This is a genomic window from Vicinamibacterales bacterium (genome assembly GCA_036496585.1).
Taxonomy (GTDB): domain Bacteria; phylum Acidobacteriota; class Vicinamibacteria; order Vicinamibacterales; family 2-12-FULL-66-21; genus JAICSD01.
On record DASXLB010000024.1, the window covers coordinates 97,963 to 114,078 of the forward strand.

13 protein-coding genes are annotated in these 16,116 nt (G+C 69.5%); 7 read left to right on the forward strand and 6 right to left on the reverse strand.

Going from position 1 to position 16,116, the window contains the following annotated elements:
- Positions 1–20 precede the first annotated feature (20 nt).
- The 4 genes from cpaB to VGI12_08295 form a co-directional block, all read right to left on the reverse strand.
- A complete protein-coding gene (gene cpaB / locus VGI12_08280) occupies positions 21–881 on the reverse strand; it encodes a Flp pilus assembly protein CpaB (GenBank protein ID HEY2432658.1) in 861 nt (286 codons plus the stop codon).
- A 16-nt stretch (positions 882–897) separates the two neighbouring features.
- Positions 898–1,380 carry an A24 family peptidase gene (locus VGI12_08285; GenBank protein ID HEY2432659.1) on the reverse strand — a complete coding sequence of 161 codons (483 nt, stop codon included), beginning with the start codon at positions 1,378–1,380 and terminating at the stop codon, positions 898–900.
- Between the two features lie 11 nt (positions 1,381–1,391).
- The gene (locus tag VGI12_08290) at positions 1,392–1,586 is read right to left on the reverse strand and encodes a Flp family type IVb pilin (GenBank protein ID HEY2432660.1); all 195 of its coding nucleotides are present in this window, start codon (positions 1,584–1,586) and stop codon (positions 1,392–1,394) included.
- A gap of 79 nt (positions 1,587–1,665) precedes the next feature.
- Complete coding sequence (locus tag VGI12_08295; protein HEY2432661.1) at positions 1,666–1,848, reverse strand: Flp family type IVb pilin; 183 nt, start codon at positions 1,846–1,848, stop codon at positions 1,666–1,668.
- Positions 1,849–2,242: 394 nt separating this feature from the next.
- Here VGI12_08295 and VGI12_08300 point away from each other — a divergent pair, with 394 nt between their 5' ends.
- From VGI12_08300 to VGI12_08330, 7 genes are all read left to right on the forward strand, one after another.
- On the forward strand, positions 2,243–2,512 hold the full coding sequence (locus tag VGI12_08300) for a hypothetical protein (GenBank protein ID HEY2432662.1): 270 nt from the start codon (positions 2,243–2,245) through the stop codon (positions 2,510–2,512).
- The gene (locus VGI12_08305; GenBank protein HEY2432663.1) at positions 2,512–3,723 is read left to right on the forward strand and encodes a hypothetical protein; all 1,212 of its coding nucleotides are present in this window, start codon (positions 2,512–2,514) and stop codon (positions 3,721–3,723) included. The genes VGI12_08300 and VGI12_08305 overlap by 1 nt, the downstream gene beginning before the upstream one ends.
- Before the next feature lie 205 nt (positions 3,724–3,928).
- Entirely contained in the window at positions 3,929–6,310 is a 2,382-nt protein-coding gene (locus tag VGI12_08310; GenBank protein HEY2432664.1) for a helicase-related protein, read from the forward strand.
- The gene (locus tag VGI12_08315; protein ID HEY2432665.1) at positions 6,301–9,483 is read left to right on the forward strand and encodes an N-6 DNA methylase; all 3,183 of its coding nucleotides are present in this window, start codon (positions 6,301–6,303) and stop codon (positions 9,481–9,483) included. Before VGI12_08310 ends, VGI12_08315 begins: the two co-directional genes overlap by 10 nt.
- Entirely contained in the window at positions 9,484–11,016 is a 1,533-nt protein-coding gene (locus tag VGI12_08320; protein ID HEY2432666.1) for a 4Fe-4S dicluster domain-containing protein, read from the forward strand. It abuts the gene before it with no gap.
- A gap of 27 nt (positions 11,017–11,043) precedes the next feature.
- Positions 11,044–13,803: a molybdopterin-dependent oxidoreductase gene (locus tag VGI12_08325; GenBank protein HEY2432667.1), complete on the forward strand. Its 2,760-nt coding sequence runs from the start codon at positions 11,044–11,046 to the stop codon at positions 13,801–13,803.
- Positions 13,800–14,894, forward strand: coding sequence for a GAF domain-containing protein (locus VGI12_08330; protein HEY2432668.1), 1,095 nt, complete (start codon positions 13,800–13,802; stop codon positions 14,892–14,894). The genes VGI12_08325 and VGI12_08330 overlap by 4 nt, the downstream gene beginning before the upstream one ends.
- An 82-nt stretch (positions 14,895–14,976) precedes the next feature.
- On the opposite strand, the gene VGI12_08335 is transcribed toward VGI12_08330, so the two are convergent.
- Positions 14,977–15,279: a DUF1634 domain-containing protein gene (locus tag VGI12_08335; GenBank protein ID HEY2432669.1), complete on the reverse strand. Its 303-nt coding sequence runs from the start codon at positions 15,277–15,279 to the stop codon at positions 14,977–14,979.
- Positions 15,279–16,100, reverse strand: a complete 822-nt coding sequence (locus tag VGI12_08340) for a sulfite exporter TauE/SafE family protein (GenBank protein ID HEY2432670.1) — start codon at positions 16,098–16,100, stop codon at positions 15,279–15,281. The genes VGI12_08335 and VGI12_08340 overlap by 1 nt, the downstream gene beginning before the upstream one ends.
- Between the last annotated feature and the right edge of the window lie 16 nt (positions 16,101–16,116).

Sequence of the window (16,116 nt, forward strand, 5' to 3'; positions counted from 1 at the left end):
CACGGGACCGCTGGTCCCGGCTACTTGATCACTTCCGCGGTGCGCTTGTCGCCGCGAATCACTTCAACGGTCGGAGCCGGCGCCGCCGGCAGGGTCGCCGTGGTCACCGGCATGGGGTTGCCGGACTTGTGGTTCGCGGCCACTGTCCGCGACGGTACGGCGGCCTTGACGACGCCCATCAGGGTTGCCGGGCGGATGCCAGGCGTGTCCGGCGCGCTCTTGTCGAGCGGGTTGCGCAGCGCGAGCTGAATCTTCCCCTCGGTGCTGGCGAGCGCGAGCCGTTCGGCCTGATCCGGGAAGACCAGCAGCGTCACCACCGTCACCTGTATGGGCTTGCCCTTCTCCTGGTCCTGCTCCATGCGCGTGCCCGCGGTCACCACCTGCACGTTGGCGAGAATCACCTTGGTGATGGTGTCCTGGTGCACGTCGGTGGGGCTGGCGGTCGCGAGGACGTCGACGCGGGTGCCGGGCAGCACGTAGCCGGCGACGCCGATCACCTCGTTGACGCGGACCGACACCGCCCGCATGCCATCGGGGATCACCGGCGGCAGGCCGACGCCCGCTTCCTTGGACGCGAGCTTGGCCGGGATGACGATCTCATTCCGGACGAGCGGCACGATCACGCCGCGGCCGACCACGTCGGAGGCGCGTTCGTATGCCCCCTCGGGCGCCTGTCCCTTGGGGAAATTGACGATCTTGACGTCGTCGGCCTTCAGCTCGGCCCCGAGGGGCACGTCCGAGGCGGCGACGATGACCGGCTGCGTCGGCGCCGGGCCGGCGGACTTCACCGGCTGGCCGTTGATCACATTGTAGGTGCCGTACGCGAGGCCGCCTCCGGCGAGGATGGCGATCGCAAGAACGGCAAAGACTCGGTTACGCATGATGTCTCCCGCTGATTCAACCGACGACCAGAGCCACGAACGTGCCCACGGCAACAGCCGGCGCGTAGGCGAACTGGTTTCCGCGCGACGGCGCGGTGACGATCTCCCGAGCGCCGGCGGGCGCGGTTACGAGCTGGCTGGCGCCCATAAAGGTGTCGACGAGCAGACCCCGTCGCGCCGCCACGATCAGGGCAATCGCACCGCCGGCGACCGCCGTATACAGCCCGACACGCAGTCCCCTCGCGGGACCGACCAGCGATCCAATCGCGGCCACCAGCTTCACGTCGCCGGGGCCGGTGGCGCCGAGGACGTGCATCGGCAGCATCACCGCCAGGCCGACCAGCAGACCAAGAGCCGCCTGCATCGGCGTGACGGCGCCGCCGCCGAACGCGATGCCGAATCCCGCTCCGGCGAGCGCGCCGGTGAGCCAGTTGGGAATCCGGCGCGTCCGCACGTCGATGACGACGGCGGCGGCGACTCCGATTGCGATGGCGGCCATCGGCAGCATTGTCAGAATGCCGCCTCGATGCTCTTCCAGAACACCGTATAAATCGTTTGACCGACGGTAGCGACCGCGCCGACCGCGACGAGCGCGATCAGGGCGACGAGCAGGCCGTACTCGAGCAGGTCCTGCCCTTCATCGGATTTCAGCGAGCTGCGATTGGCGATCCGCAGCAGTTCTTCAACGGCGCGTGGTGACGGCATCGGCATGCTCCTCGTGGCGATTGAGACGTGGCGGGATCGGAGGGATACGCCTCCGATCCCGCAGGAGCCGTTCAGACGACTACGACCCGGTTCCGTTCAGCTTGGTGGCGATGTTGTTGAAGATCGTCGACACGCTTCCGCCGGCGGCGCCGACGGCGGCGATCGCGACGAGCGCAATCAACGCCACGAGCAACGCGTACTCGAGCAGGTCCTGGCCCTCTTCGTTGCGAACGAACGACTTGACGGTGTTCACGAGCTGCATGGTCATCCTCCCCTTCGTCAGGGTGTTGGCACCGCTCGCAGGCGGTGCGTTGTGCGGTGTTGCCGCGTTTTTCGAATTACGCGGCAGCACGCCGCGTCGCACTGGCCTCAATGGCAACTCGTATGCCACGAAGGACTCGCGCTACCTGCCAATCGCGGATAACTGGCCGCACGTGGCAGCACTTGCGGCGACGGCGGCGGCCGCCGCCACCGCGGCGGGGAGGCGGCGTCGAACGCCGCGCTTCCCCCCCTTTTCGTAACAGCCGACACGGTTCTGGCGTGCCCCGGCGGGCCGCCGCGCGCAGCACCGTGAATGCACGGGGAAATCAGGCACATCACCGCACGGCACGCGCCTTGCGATTAAGACCGATGCTACGAATCCTGGGAACTTAGCCATGACCACGAAACTGGGACTTCGCGACGGACTGATTTCGGCCGCCGTCTTCGGGGCGATACTCTTTGCCCTCGTCTCCGTCGATCCGCGCGTCGAAGCGCAGATGGCAGACCTGGTGCGCGCCGGCGACGTGTCCTCCTGGCATGGCCGTCTCGGCGACATCAGCGGCGCGCTGTGGTCGGCGGCCCGCGACCACAGCCTCGATCAGGCGCCGCTGCTGGTCTTCGCCACCGTCGGCACCGTGCTGACGCTGTTCATGTTCAAGAGCTGATGGCACCCCTCGTTCTCGTCATCGAGCCCGATTCCCGGCAGGCCGCCATCGTCAAGCGCATCGTGCGCGAGAAGGTGGTCGCCGACGTCGCGGTCGTCGACTCGCGCGACTCGGCGCTCGACGCCATGCGGACGATGGTGCCCGACGTGCTCCTCCTCTCGGCGCTGCTGTCGCCGCGCGACGAGGACGAGCTGATCGCGCACCTGCGCACGCTCGAACACGTCGCCCACCTGCAGACGCACACCATCCCGCAGCTCGCGTCGTCGATCGGATCCGACGACGACAAGCCGGCGCGCGGGCTGCTCTCGGCGTTCCGCCGTCGCAAGACAGCAGGCACGGCGCCTGCCGGCTGCGATCCGGATCTCTTCGCCGAGGAAATCCGGACCTACCTGCATCACGCGGCCGAGAAGAAACGTGAAATCCGCGAGGCGGCGGCCCTGGGCGTGACCGCGGCCTCGCCGCGTGCCGTGGCGGCCGCCGCGCAGGCCGCCGCGAATGCCGGCACGCAACCCGCCGAGACCGAAGCGGCGGCGCCGGTCTCGTCGTGGGAATCGCCGTTTGAATGGCGTCCGTCGGGCGGCACCGCTGAAGCGCGCACCTCCGAGACTGCGCACGCATCCGCCTCCCAAGGCGACGCGGCCACGGAACCACCCGCCGTTGAACCGATCGCGACCGGCTTCGCCGACGCCGCACCGATGGCGTACGAAGCAATCGCCGCGCAACCCGCTGCGACCGAGTTCGTAGCGGCAGAATCAGTCGCGGAGGAATTCGCCCAGGGCAATCTCGTCTCGAGCGACGCCCCAGGCATCGACGCATTCACCGAGAGCGAGACCGCGGATGCCGCCGATGGCCTCGCCGACTTGCGGCGGGCGTTCGTCGCGCCTGAACCAACACCGGCGCCGGAGCCGGTGTCGGAGCCAGTCGTCCTGGCGGTGGAACCGGAGCCGCCGGCCCTGGCGCCGGAGCCGCTCATGATGGCCCCGGAGCCATCGGTCGTGCTGCCTCCGGTCGCACCGAAGGCGCGGCTCCCGTTGGTCCAGCGGCACGCGCGGGAGTGGTGGTACGAAGACGGCCATCCGCGGCCGCGCGTCACCGACACGGATTCCGAACTCCGCGAGGTCCTCGCGTCGCTGTCGATTCCGTTCCACATCGCCGCCGTCGGCTATGCCGAGGGCTGCCGAATCCGTCGCGTGCGCTTGAGCGGGAACTAGCGGCCGTCTCACGCGATCGCGAGTGAGCGCCGCCAGCAACCCGCGCGACCGGCGAGCAAGAGCGGCTGCATGCGAGTCCGACGGGCGACGCCCCTCGGATCAGACCAGTCCGGCACGTTGATTGCCCCGACCCGGCGCGCGCCGAGCCGTGCGCGCCGGAATGCCTGGGAATCCCTTCGACCATCGAAAGAATCGCGATCCAGCCTTGCCGCCACTGCTGCCGCCGCTGCCACCTGGCGTCGCGGCAGGGCGGCGCGTCACGGTCCGCGACACCCTCTGGCATCTGCAGCGCTCGGTCGATCACCTCGATTGCCGTGAGCTGCACCTTCAGGCCGCCGATGGCGGCACGCGTGTGCTCCTGTGGCCGTGCGATCGGCCGGCGCCGCAAGTGGACGGCCGCGCTCTGCGAGTGCTGTCACTGCGGGCCTGGGCACGGCGGGTCGCGGGGACCCTGGCGAGAAAGATCGACCCACGTTCTCCGCGCGGCAGCTTTCATGGCGAAGTCATTCCCTTTCAGCTCGCGCCAGTCGTCGCGGTGGCGTCGGGCGCGTCGCGCGTGCTGCTGGCTGACGAAGTCGGTCTGGGCAAGACCGTGCAGGCTGGCTGGATCGCGGCCGATCTCCTGGCGCGGGAACCCGCGGCGCGTGCCCTGGTGGCGGTGCCGGCGGGGCTGCGCGAGCAGTGGGTCGTGGAGCTGCGCCGACTCTTCGCGCTCGAGGTGGCGCGGGTCGACGCCGCGTGGCTGCGGGCCGCTGTCGCGGATCGCCCTGCGGACGTCAGCCCCTGGGCCGCACCCGGCATCTATCTCGGCTCGGTCGATTTCCTGAAGCGCGCCGACGTCGCGCACTCGCTGGTCCAGGTCACCTGGGACCTGCTGGTCGTCGACGAGGCCCACGCGGCCACGGCGCCGACCGATCGCCATGCCGTGGTCGCGCAGGTCGCCGACGTCGCCCGGTGCGTGGTCATCATCACCGCCACGCCGTATTCGGGCGATCGGAACGCCTTCACGTCGATGCTGTCACTCGGCTCGTGCGGTGCCGGCGGCGAGCCCCTGATGTTTCGCCGGTCGCGGGACGACGTCGGCGACGGGAGTCGGCGGCGGCACCGTTTCGTCACCGTGCGAGTCGGGCACGCGGAGTTCCGCCTGCAGCGGCTGCTCGAGCGCTACTCGCGCGAGGTATGGCGCGAAGCAGCGACAGACGCCGACGGAGCGCGCCTGGCAATGACAGTCCTGCGCAAACGGGCTCTGTCGTCGCCGGTGGCGGCGCTGCGCTCGCTGGTGCGACGGCAGGAACTCCTGCAGGGCGTTTCCTCGCCGCCTCGTCAACTGACGCTTTTCGACGACGAGCTCGACGCAGACGATACGCTGCCCGAGGCGGCCCTGGCGGCGCCCGGCCTGGCAGATACCTCCCGGGAAGGACGCTGGCTTTCGACACTCGTCGAAGCCGCGCGGCGCGCCGCCGCCGCCGATTCCAAGGCGCGCTGGCTTGGCCGGCTGCTGGCGCGGCTGGGCGCCGAACCTGTCATCGTGTTCACCGAGTACCGCGACACGCTGCGCCGGCTCGCCGAGGCGATCCCCCACGCGCGTCATCTACACGGCGGACTGTCGCCCGGCGAGCGCGCCGCCGTTCAGCGCTGGTTCAACGACGAAGGCGGGGTGCTGCTTGCCACCGATGCGGCTGCGGAGGGCCTCAATCTTCAACAGCGCTGCCGCCTGCTCGTCAACTACGAGCTGCCGTGGAACCCGGCGCGCCTCGAGCAGCGGATCGGCCGGATCGATCGAATCGGCCAGCGCCGGGCGGTCCACGCCGTCAGCCTGGTCGCGCGCGACACGGCGGAGGATCTCGTGGTGGCGGCGCTGGCTCGAAGGCTCGGCCGCGTCGCGGCCACGCTGGGCCAGCGGGATCGTCTCGCATCCCTGCTCGACGAGGCACGCACCGCCCGGGCCGTGATTACGGGCGTCACACTCGAGCTGCCGGACCCGGCGGTAGCCGAGGCCGCCCCATCCATGCCGGACCCGCCCGGCTATCCTCTCGATACGATCGCGCGATCGCTCGAAAGCGGCCCCAGTGGGAAGGAGCAGTCGCCAGGCGTCTGGATGTCAGGGCTCCGGGCACGCGGCGTCCTGCGGCCAGGGGCGATCGCCCTCGTCCGCGCTGCCGCGCTCGCCGAAGACACGCCAGTTGCCGAACGCCCGTTCCTGGTGCACGTCCCCAGCGTGGCGATCACGAGGCCGCGCACCCGCGCGGAGGCCCGGGAACGCGGACGCGCGGTGCTGGAGATCGTCGAGCGTGTCGCGATCGACCTCGCCGACGTCCGCGACTGGTTCGCCGGCGCGGCGGCTCTCCATCGTCAGGCGAACGCGTCCCGAGCCCAGCGCGAGCGTGCGCTGCTCCGCCGCACCGAACCGCGCGTCGAGCGGCAGCCCGGCCTGTTCGAGGGCCGTGTGCTTCTCGAGACCGGGCAGGCCGTCGACGCCGCCGTGCAACGACGGCACGAACACGAGCGGCGCCTGCTGGCGCTCGATGCGGCACGCGAGCCTCGACTCGAATGCAGGGTCCTCGGAGTGCTGCTCCTATGGCGCTGAGCGCATTCAGCGGCACGCTGGCGTCACTCGATCTGCTCGAGGCGCTCGGAAACAATCGCGCGCCCGGGGCACGCCTGCGCCGAGTCGTCACGTCGGCGCTGGCGCAGCTTGGTCCCGCGAGCGCAGCCCGACAGGTCTTCGACACGCTCGCGGCGCCGCTCGCCGCCGAGTGCGGTGCGACGATCGACATCCTCGAGAGCACCGCCGAAGCGGTCGCGGCCGTCGCGCCGGCAGGCGGCGAGCCAGTGCTGATCGTGGCGGCGGCGGGGTGGAACGGCGACCTGCGGCGGCTGCGCGCCAGGCTGCGCCGCGACGTGCGTGCTCGGTGGTGGATAGGCACCAACGGCGTCACGCTCCGGATCGTCGACGCGCTGCGCGCCTATTCGCAGCGGGCCATCGACATCGATCTCGGCGCGGTCGCCATCGACGATGGGGCGCTTGCCGTGCTCGGGCAGCTGCTCGACGCGCACACCGTCCCGCCGCTCGCCGGACTGGACGCACTGGTGCGGACCTCCGAGTCGCACCGCGCAGCCGTCGGGCAGTCGCTGCAGTCGGGCGTCGAAACGGCCCTGGTGGAGCTCGTCACCGGCTTCAGTCGAGGGAGCGATGATCCCGGGCAGCTCGACGCCGCATTGGCGGACGCGCTGACGGTGGTCTACCGGATTCTGTTCCTGCTGTTCGCCGAAGCGCGCGGCCTGGTGCCGCAATGGCATCCGATCTATCGGCGCAGCTACACGATCGAGGCGCTCCGTCCGGCGGCGGAAGGAGACGGCTCGTCGCGCGGCCTCTGGGAGACGCTGCAGGCCATTGCTCGGCTTGCCCACCGCGGCTGCACCGCAGGCTCGCTGCGCGTCGTCCCTTTCAACGGGCGGTTGTTCGCGCCGGCCGCGGCACCACTGGCCGATTCGCGGCGGCTCCACGATCGAACCGTCCGCGACGTGCTCCTGGCCCTGACGACGCGGCGCGCGGCCGACCGGCGCGAACGGATCTCGTACGCCGATCTCGGCGTCGAGCAGCTCGGCTCGGTGTACGAGCGCGTGCTCGAATACGCCCCGTCCCGGGCGGCCGGCGCGATCACGATGTCACAGACCGGCCGGCGCAAGCGCACCGGCACCTTCTACACACCGCGGGCGATGACCGAGTATCTCGTCCGCCGCGCGCTCGCGCCGCTCGTCGACCGAGCTTCGCCATCCCGCATCCTCTCGCTTCGGGTGCTGGATCCCTCCATGGGCAGCGGCGCCTTTCTCGTCGCCGCCTGTCGTTTCCTGGCGACGGCCTACGAGGAGGCGCTCGTCGCCGAGGGATCGGCGGCGCGGCACGACATCGGCCCTGCCGAACGCGCCGGGTTTCGGCGCACCATCGCGCAACGCTGCCTGTTCGGCGTCGACGCCAATCCGACGGCCGTGCAGCTGGCGCGGCTGTCCCTCTGGCTCTGCACGCTGGCCGCGGACCGTCCGCTGACTTTTCTCGACCATCACCTCCGGTGCGGGAACAGTCTCGCGGGCGGTTCGATCGCCGACGTGACGGGCCGGCCGCCCGGCGCCGTGCCGCGCGGCCTTGCGCGGCTGCCGCTCTTCGAAGACGACGACCTTGCCACAGGCCTGTCGTCCGCGATCGGCGCGCGGCTCGCGCTCGTCGAAACCGCCGACGACTCTGCCGCCGCGGTTCGCCGAAAGGAACGGACGATCGATCGGCTGGACGGCGCCGAAGGTCCGCTCCGAAGGTGGCGTGCGCTCGCCGACGCGTGGTGCGCCGCCTGGTTCTGGCCCGAGGGTCAGAGCCGGCCCGCCGGGGGCGCATGGTCGGCGTTCGCGGCGGCGCTCGCCGGGCGATCAGACGATCTGCCTCGCGATCTGGAAAGCCGGTGGCGCAGGATCGCCGCGGAGGTCGCCGCCGCCGAGCGCTTCTTTCACTGGACGCTCGAGTTCCCGGAGATCTTCCACGATGCGGACGGCGCGCCGCTGGCGGCCGCCGGTTTCGACGCGGTGATCGGGAACCCGCCCTGGGCGGGCGCAGGCGTCCTGACCAGGTTCAGCCGCGATTCGGGCTGCTATCGCCTGCAGGGAAAGGGACACGCCAACCTCTATCAGCTGTTCGCCGAACGGATGCTGCAGCTTGCGGCGCCTGGCGGCCGAATCGGCGTGGTTCTGCCGGCCGGCGTGCTGACCGATGCCGGGTGCGCGGCGCTGCGCCGCCGATTGCTGGATGGTTGCACGCTCGACGCGATCGTCACGCTCGACAACCGTGACGGCCTGTTTCCCATTCACCGCGGCATCAGGTTCGCGCTCATCACCGCGACCACCGCGGGTTGCACCCCAGACATCGCACTGAAAAGCCGCCTCCACGATGCGGCGGCGCTCGACGACATCGCGGATCGCGGCGCGCCACCCGGCGCGGTCCGAATCCCGCTGCGGCTGGTCACGGCCTTCGGCGGCGACAGCCTCGCCGTCCCCGATCTTCAGAGCGACGTGGACCGCGCCGTGCTGGCGAAAATCCTCGCCGCCGGTCTGCCGCTCGAGAGCCGGGACGGCTGGCACCTTCATTTCGGCCGCGAACTCAATGCCACCGACGACCGCCGGCACTTCGCCGCCGCCGGCCTGCCCGTACTCGAAGGCAAGCTGCTCGACCCGTTCCACGTACGAACCGCGGAGGCGATGGCGTTCATCGCGCGGCGCACGGCGCAGCGTCTGCTGCAGGGGCGCGCGCGGATCGATCGGCCGCGGCTCGGCTATCGCGAAGTCGCGTCGGCCACGAACCGGCTCACCTTGATCGCGGCGATGATTCCGGCGTGGGCGGTGACCAGCCACACGATCTTCTGCCTGCGCGAGGCCCTCGACGACGAACGGCAGTGGTTCCTGTGCGGCGTGTTCAACAGCTTCGTGGCCAACTACTGCATCCGCCTGCGCGGGGGGACGCACGTGCCGGCGTCGGTCATCCAGCAGTTGCCGGTGCCGCGTGCCGAACGGGAGATGCGGCCGCTGGCAGCGCTGGCACGCGCCGTCGCCGCGGCGCGCCGGCCGCAGGACGCCGCGCGGCTGCAGGCGGAAGTGGCGCACCTGTACGGCCTGACACCAGAGGAGTTCGCGCACGTGCTCTCGACGTTCCCGCTCGTCGCCGCGTCCGAGCGCGACGCAGCGCTGCAGGCCGCGTGCGATATAGTGCCAACGTTCTGAATGGCCAATTACGGGTTTGCCATCGATCTTCGCAAATGCATCGGATGTCACGCCTGCACCATCGCCTGTAAAGCCGAGCACGAGATCCCGGTCGGCGTGAACCGCTGCTGGGTGAAGACCGTCGAAAAAGGCACGTTTCCCGACACGCAGCGCTTCTTCTTTCCCGTCCTGTGCAACCAGTGCACCGACGCGCCCTGCGTAGGCATCTGCCCGACGCGCGCCCTCTTCAAGCGCCGCGACGGCATCGTCGATCTGAACGGCGAGAGCTGCATCGGCTGCCGTGCCTGCATGGAAGCGTGTCCCTACGATCAGCTCTTCATCGATCCCAATACCCACACCGCCGAGAAGTGCAACTTCTGCGCGAACCGCGTCGAGAACGAGCTGCTGCCGGCCTGCGTGATCGTCTGTCCGACCGAGTGCCGCATCTTCGGCGATCTCGACGACCCGTCGAGCGCGGTGTCGCGCATCGTCCAGCACCAGGCGTACGACGTGCGCAAGCCGGAGAAGGGCACCGGCCCGAAGATCTTCTATCTCGGCGCCGACGAGAGCGTCATCCGTCCCGAAGCAGCCGTGCGCCCGCTCTATTTCAAGGAAGGCCAGGTACACCTGCGTCCGGTCGGCGCGCCGGTAGAGGATCCCGATTCGCCGGGCGATCCGCGCGTCGACTACGACACGCCTCACAAGAAGCCGTGGGGCATCGACATGGTGCTCTACCTCTTCTTCAAGGCGGTCTCGACGGGCGCGATGATGCTGGCGGCGCTTCTGTGGCTGTTCGGGGATCGTGGGGCGCTGACCACGATCGCGGCCCCGATCATCTCCATCGTCTGCATCTCGTTGACGACGATCGTGCTGATTGCCGACCTGGAGCGGCCGGAGCGGTTCTACTACATCCTGACGCGCTCGAACTGGCGATCCTGGCTGGTGTGGGGCACGTGGTTCCTCGCTGCGCACGGCACCCTGAGCGGGCTGTGGCTCGTGAGCGGCTGGATGGGATGGACGCGAGTGATCGATGCGATCGCGCTGCCGGCACTCCTTGCAGCCGTGCTCGCCACGTCGTACACGGGCTTCCTGTTCGCGCAGGGGCGCGGTCGCGATCTCTGGCAGGGCCGGCACGGGGCGATCCATCTCGTCGCGCAGTCGGGCATGGCCGGCGCCGCGACGATCGGTTTGGCCGCCAAGTTGTTCGACATCCATCCCTCGCACGACGTGGTTTTCGTCCCAGCCACGGTATTCCTGGTCAGTGTCGTCGCGCATCTCGCGATGCTGCTCTTCGAGAACGTCATCTCGTCGAGCCCGACGCGGCATCATCAGCTGGCGGTGCAGGCAATCCGCCACGGCGCGTTCGCGCGACTCTTCTGGGGCATGGCGATCGCGGCGGGCGGCGTCCTGCCGCTCGTGCTCCTGTTCGTGACCACCGGCGTTGCCGTCGTGGACTCTGTGAAAGTGGTCGCGGCGTTCGTGCTCGTGCTCGCCGGCAGCGCCGCCTGGGACTACATCTGGATCGAGGCCGGCCAAAGCGTGCCGCTCAGCTGATCCGATTCATCCGCATTCGCAATTGACATGGCGTTCAAGTCACATCCGCCGCCCGAACAGTGGGACAACTTCGTCGACTTCGAGTCGACCAGCTGGCCGAAGAAGGAGCGCCGGAGCTACTGGATTATTCCGACGATCTGCTTCAACTGCGAATCCGCCTGCGGTCTGCTTGCCTATGTCGACAAAGAGAAGATGGACGTGCGCAAGGTCGAAGGCAACCCGATGCATCCGGGCAGCCGCGGCCGGACGTGCGCCAAGGGCGTCGTCACGCCGAACCAGCTGGACGATCCCGATCGCATCCTCTATCCGCTGCGACGCAAGGGGGCGCGCGGCGCCGGCGAGTGGGAGCGCGTCTCGTGGGACGACGCCCTGGACGAGATCGGCGGACGGATCGGAAAAGCGATCCGGGAGGGACGCCGCCACGAGCTGATGTACCACGTCGGCCGTCCCGGCGAGGACGGCTACGCCAACCGCGTACTGCAGGCGTGGGGGGTCGACGGCCACAACAGCCACACCAACGTCTGCTCTTCGTCAGCGCGGCTCGGTCACTTCCTGTGGACCGGCGACGATCGGCCGTCGCCCGACTACGCCAACGCGAAAACGATCCTGCTGCTCTCGTCGCATCTCGAGACCGGCCACTACTTCAATCCGCATGCGCAACGGATCGTCGACGCCAAGTCGCAGGGCGCGACGCTCATCACGATCGATCCGCGGCTGTCGAATACGTCGGCGAAGGCGGACCTGTGGCTGCCCGCCTATTCGGGCACCGAGGGGGCGCTGCTGCTGGCCATCGCGCGCATCCTGCTCGAAGAGGATCTCTACGACAAAACGTTCGTGCGCGACTGGGTCAACTGGCGTGAATACCTCGAGGCACTGCATCCCGATCGGCCGGTCACCTTCGAGAGCTTCATCGACGCGCTGAAGGCGGAATACGCGCGGTTCACACCCGAGTACGCGGCGGAGGAAACCGGCGTCGGCGCCGATCGCATCGTCGCCGCCGCGCAGGCGATCGGGCGCGCCGGCAACCGGTTCGCCACGCACAGCTGGCGCGCCGCGGCGGCCGGCAACCTCTGGGGATGGCAGATCACGCGCTGCCTCTACCTGCTGGTCGTGCTCACCGGCAGCGTCGGCAGCGTCGGCGGTGTCAACCTGCACGCCACGAACAAGTTCGTGCCGAAGCACCCCAATCCGCCGCCGGCGCCCGAGTACTGGAACGAGCTGCTGTTTCCTCGCGAATTCCCGCTGTCGTTCCACGAGCTGAGTTACCTGCTGCCGCACTTTCTCAAAGAAGGACGCGGCCGACTCGACGTCTATTTCACGCGCGTCTACAACCCGCTGTGGACGAACCCCGACGGCTTCTCGTGGATGGAGGTCTTGCAGGACCCCGACAAGATCGGCCTGCACGTCTCGCTTTCTCCGACCTGGAGCGAAACGGCCTGGTTCGCCGACTACATCCTGCCGATGGGACTCGGCACCGAGCGCCACGACACGATGAGCCAGGAGACGCACGCCGGCCAGTGGCTCGGGTTCCGGCAGCCGGTCCTGAGGGTGGCGCGCGAGAAAGCCGGGCAGCCCGTCTCCGCGACGCATGAAGCCAACCCCGGCGAAGTCTGGGAGGAGGCGGAGTTCTGGGTCGCGCTCAGCTGGAAGATCGATCCGGACGGGGCGCTCGGCATCCGCCGCTTCTTCGAGAGTCCATATCGGCCCGGGCAGCCGATCACGATGGACGAGTACTACGGCTGGATGTTCGAGCACTCGGTTCCCGGCCTTCCAGAGGCGGCAGCCAAAGAGGGCCTCACGCCGCTGCAGTACATGCGGAAGTACGGCGTCTTCCAGGTCTCGGACAGCAGCTACAGCCGCGGGCACGAGCGTCCGCTGACGGAATCGGAAGCCTCGGGCGGCCGTCTCACGCAGGACGGGTCGTCGTTCGTGCGCGGCGAGGCAGCCATCGGCGTGGTCGTCGACGGCGTACCACGCGCGGGCTTCAACACCCCGTCGCGCAAGCTGGAGTTCTATTCGGCGACGCTTTCACGCTGGGGCTGGCCGGAACATGCACTGCCGCAGTACCTGCCCGGCCACGTCCACTGGCGCGACCTCAAACGCGATCAGGGGGAGTTCGACCTGCTCCCGAACTTCCGGCTGCCGACGCTCGTCCACACGCGATCGGCGGTCAAATGGCTCTATGAGATCTCGCACACGAATCCGCTCTGGATCTCGACCGCCGACGCGCGGCGCCACGGCCTGCGGACCGGCGATCTGGTCAAGGTCGTCACCAGGATCGGCTGGTTCGTGACGCGCGCCTGGGTCACCGAGGGCATTCGTCCCGGCGTTCTCGGCATGTCACATCACCTCGGACGCTGGCGGCTGCAGGAGGACGCCGGGGGGTCGCGCTCGGCCACTGCGCTGGTCACGATCGCGCGCGCTGACGGGGGCCGCTACACGATGCGCCAGATCCACGGCGCCCGCCCGTTTGCCAGCCGCGATCCCGACAGCCAGCGGATCTGGTGGCGGGAAGTCGGCGTCCATCAGAACCTGACCTTCCCCGTGCAGCCCGACCCGGTGAGCGGCATGCACTGCTGGCACCAGCGGGTCCGGCTCGAGAAGCCGGCCCCCGACGATCGGTACGGCGACATCGAAGTTGACACGGAAAAGGCGCATGCAGCGTATAAAGAATGGATGCAGCGCACGCGCCCGGCCCCCGGTCCCGACGGCACGCGGCGGCCGATGTGGTTCGATCGACCGTTGCGGCCCGTCGCCGCGGCGTACCGTCTGACACCGTCCCGATGATTACTCGCAACCACCGGGTCCACGTCTGGGCGATTTGGGGCCTGATCGCGGTCTTCGGGATCCTCGAGGGCGTTGCCTGGACGCTGGCCGGTGGCATTCCTCGGCGTCCCGTCGTGCTCGTCCAGGTCGTGGCGGCGTGGACCGTGATGCTGATCCTGGCCGCCTTGGCGACGCGCCGGATCGGCAGCCTGTCGCAGCGGATCCGGGTGCAGCAGCACAACCACGAGGCGACGCTCGGCGAACTCGAGCAGCTGCAGACGCAGAACGCGATGCTCGAAATCATCGCGAGATCGGTGGACGTCACGCTCGCCTTCCAGGCGCTCGCCTCGCGGATCGCGCGGCTGGTGCCGTGTGATCGCGTCGGGCTCGCGCTCCTCACCGAAAGCGGCGAGGAGTTCCAGACCTACACGGCGCGGGTGCGCGACGTCGAGCGGCGGTCGCGGCCCCGTCCGGAGATCGTCTTCAAGGTCGAGCAGACGCTGCTCGGCAACGTCGTCCGCTCGCGCGAAGCGGCGCTGGTCGGCGACATCGCCAAGGTCGCGACCGATTTTCTCGACGCCAACCTGCTCAACAGCTCCGGCTTCGGTTCCGTGATGATCGTGCCGCTCGTCTCCAAGGGCCGGGCGGTCGGCACGTTGAACCTCGTGCAGCGCGCCAAGCACGCCTACCGCCCCGAGCACGCCGCCGCCATCCAGCCGATCGCCGAGATCTTCGCGGTGGCGGTGATCGCGCAGCAGCTGCAGGTGTCGCTCGGCAAATACCGGTCGACCGAAGCGATGTCGGAGCTGACGCTGTCGACCGCCGTCGAGATGAACAGCGCCCTGCAGACGATCATCGGCCTCTGCGATCTGCTCGAACGCGGCTACCCCGACCCGAGCCTGCAGCGCGACCTCGCGACGGTGGTGCGCCAGGCGCAGCGAATCGCCGGACTGCTCGAGAGCATGCGCGCCGCCGCCCGCGAGCGGATGCGCGAGGTGGAGGCCGCCGTCGCCGATCGGCAGGCGGATATCCCGGCGAGCCCCGAGGCGTTCGCCGCGGAACCAGAGCCCGAGGTGTCGGGGGTGGCGCCGCCGCGCCCGCGAGATCGTTAGAGTCCATCTCACCCGGACGCCAGATCGCGTTCGAGCGCGGCGAACGAGCGGCGGGACTACGGGCGGCGCCCTACGGACGAGACTAGGATTTCAGCAGCCACGCCGCGACGAGCACCGCGAACACCATCACGGTCGTCGCCACGAAGAACCAGTCGCGCAGGCGGACGTAGGTGACGAGCGATGCCACGACGCGCGCGAGCGGGGTCAGCATCAGCACCACCAGCCCGGTGGTCAGCAGCAGCGTCACGCCGGCCGTGCCGCCGAGCACGAACCACAGGACGAGCCCGGCCGCCAGGCACACCGACGCGCTCGTCACGCCGATTTCGAGGAGGCGCCCGACGCGCAGTTCGAGCCGCTCGATGTCCTCGTCGGTGGCGTGCCGCATCAGACGAAGGCCTTCCTGAAATAGAGCACCGACACCGCGGCCAGCACGATCGCCATCAGCATCTTCAGCCACCGCACGCGGGCGCGCGAGCCGGCGTGCAGCCCGGCGCGCGAGCCGATCAGCACGCCGATGACCGCGGCGGCCGCCAGCGGTGGGTTGACCTCTCCCCGTGAGAAGTACTGGGGCGCCGACGCCGCTGCCGTGACGCCGATCATCAGCGCGCTCGTGGCGGCCGCGGCGCGCATCGGCACGCCGCACCACGCGTTGAGCACCGGCACCTTCAGGATGCCGCCGCCGATGCCCAGCGTGCCCGACACGTAGCCGGCGACGAACGACGCCGACATGCCGAGCGGCAGCCGCCGCACCTGATAGACCACGTCGCGACCGGTGTCGTCGTCGTGGAAGCGCCCGCCGAGCGCGCCGGGCGACGCCGACGCTTCCATGACGTTGCGGCTGTCGAGGCGGGACAGCATCAGGATCGCGATGGCGGTCGTGACGATCGCGAAGATCAGGTTCAGCGTGTGGCTCGACAACCGCGCCACCGTCATCGCCGCAATCAGGCCGCCGATCGTCGTGGCGATTTCGAGGAGCATGCCGAGCCGCAGGTTGATAAGGTGGCGCCCGGCCCGCCCGGCCGAGACGACGCTCGAAGTCGCGATGACGGTCATCAGACCGGTGGCCGCCGCCACCCTGAAATCGACGCCGAGGCCGGCATTCAGGAAGGGCACGAGAAAGACGCCGCCGCCGATGCCGAGCAGCGAACCAAGTCCGCCCGCCACCGCTCCGGCGACGATGACCGCGACGAGCGCGAGCAGACTCATGCGGGTGTATGATCCG

Coding starts and splice junctions, on each gene's coding strand:
- VGI12_08305 (HEY2432663.1), top strand. CDS start 2,512: ATGGCACCCCTCGTTCTCGTCATCGAGCCCGATTCCCGGCAGGCCGCC.
- VGI12_08320 (HEY2432666.1), top strand. CDS start 9,484: ATGGCCAATTACGGGTTTGCCATCGATCTTCGCAAATGCATCGGATGT.
- VGI12_08300 (HEY2432662.1), top strand. CDS start 2,243: ATGACCACGAAACTGGGACTTCGCGACGGACTGATTTCGGCCGCCGTC.
- VGI12_08340 (HEY2432670.1), bottom strand. CDS start 16,100: ATGAGTCTGCTCGCGCTCGTCGCGGTCATCGTCGCCGGAGCGGTGGCG.
- VGI12_08285 (HEY2432659.1), bottom strand. CDS start 1,380: ATGGCCGCCATCGCAATCGGAGTCGCCGCCGCCGTCGTCATCGACGTG.
- VGI12_08330 (HEY2432668.1), top strand. CDS start 13,800: ATGATTACTCGCAACCACCGGGTCCACGTCTGGGCGATTTGGGGCCTG.
- cpaB (HEY2432658.1), bottom strand. CDS start 881: ATGCGTAACCGAGTCTTTGCCGTTCTTGCGATCGCCATCCTCGCCGGA.
- VGI12_08325 (HEY2432667.1), top strand. CDS start 11,044: ATGGCGTTCAAGTCACATCCGCCGCCCGAACAGTGGGACAACTTCGTC.
- VGI12_08295 (HEY2432661.1), bottom strand. CDS start 1,848: ATGCAGCTCGTGAACACCGTCAAGTCGTTCGTTCGCAACGAAGAGGGC.
- VGI12_08315 (HEY2432665.1), top strand. CDS start 6,301: ATGGCGCTGAGCGCATTCAGCGGCACGCTGGCGTCACTCGATCTGCTC.
- VGI12_08290 (HEY2432660.1), bottom strand. CDS start 1,586: ATGCCGTCACCACGCGCCGTTGAAGAACTGCTGCGGATCGCCAATCGC.
- VGI12_08335 (HEY2432669.1), bottom strand. CDS start 15,279: ATGCGGCACGCCACCGACGAGGACATCGAGCGGCTCGAACTGCGCGTC.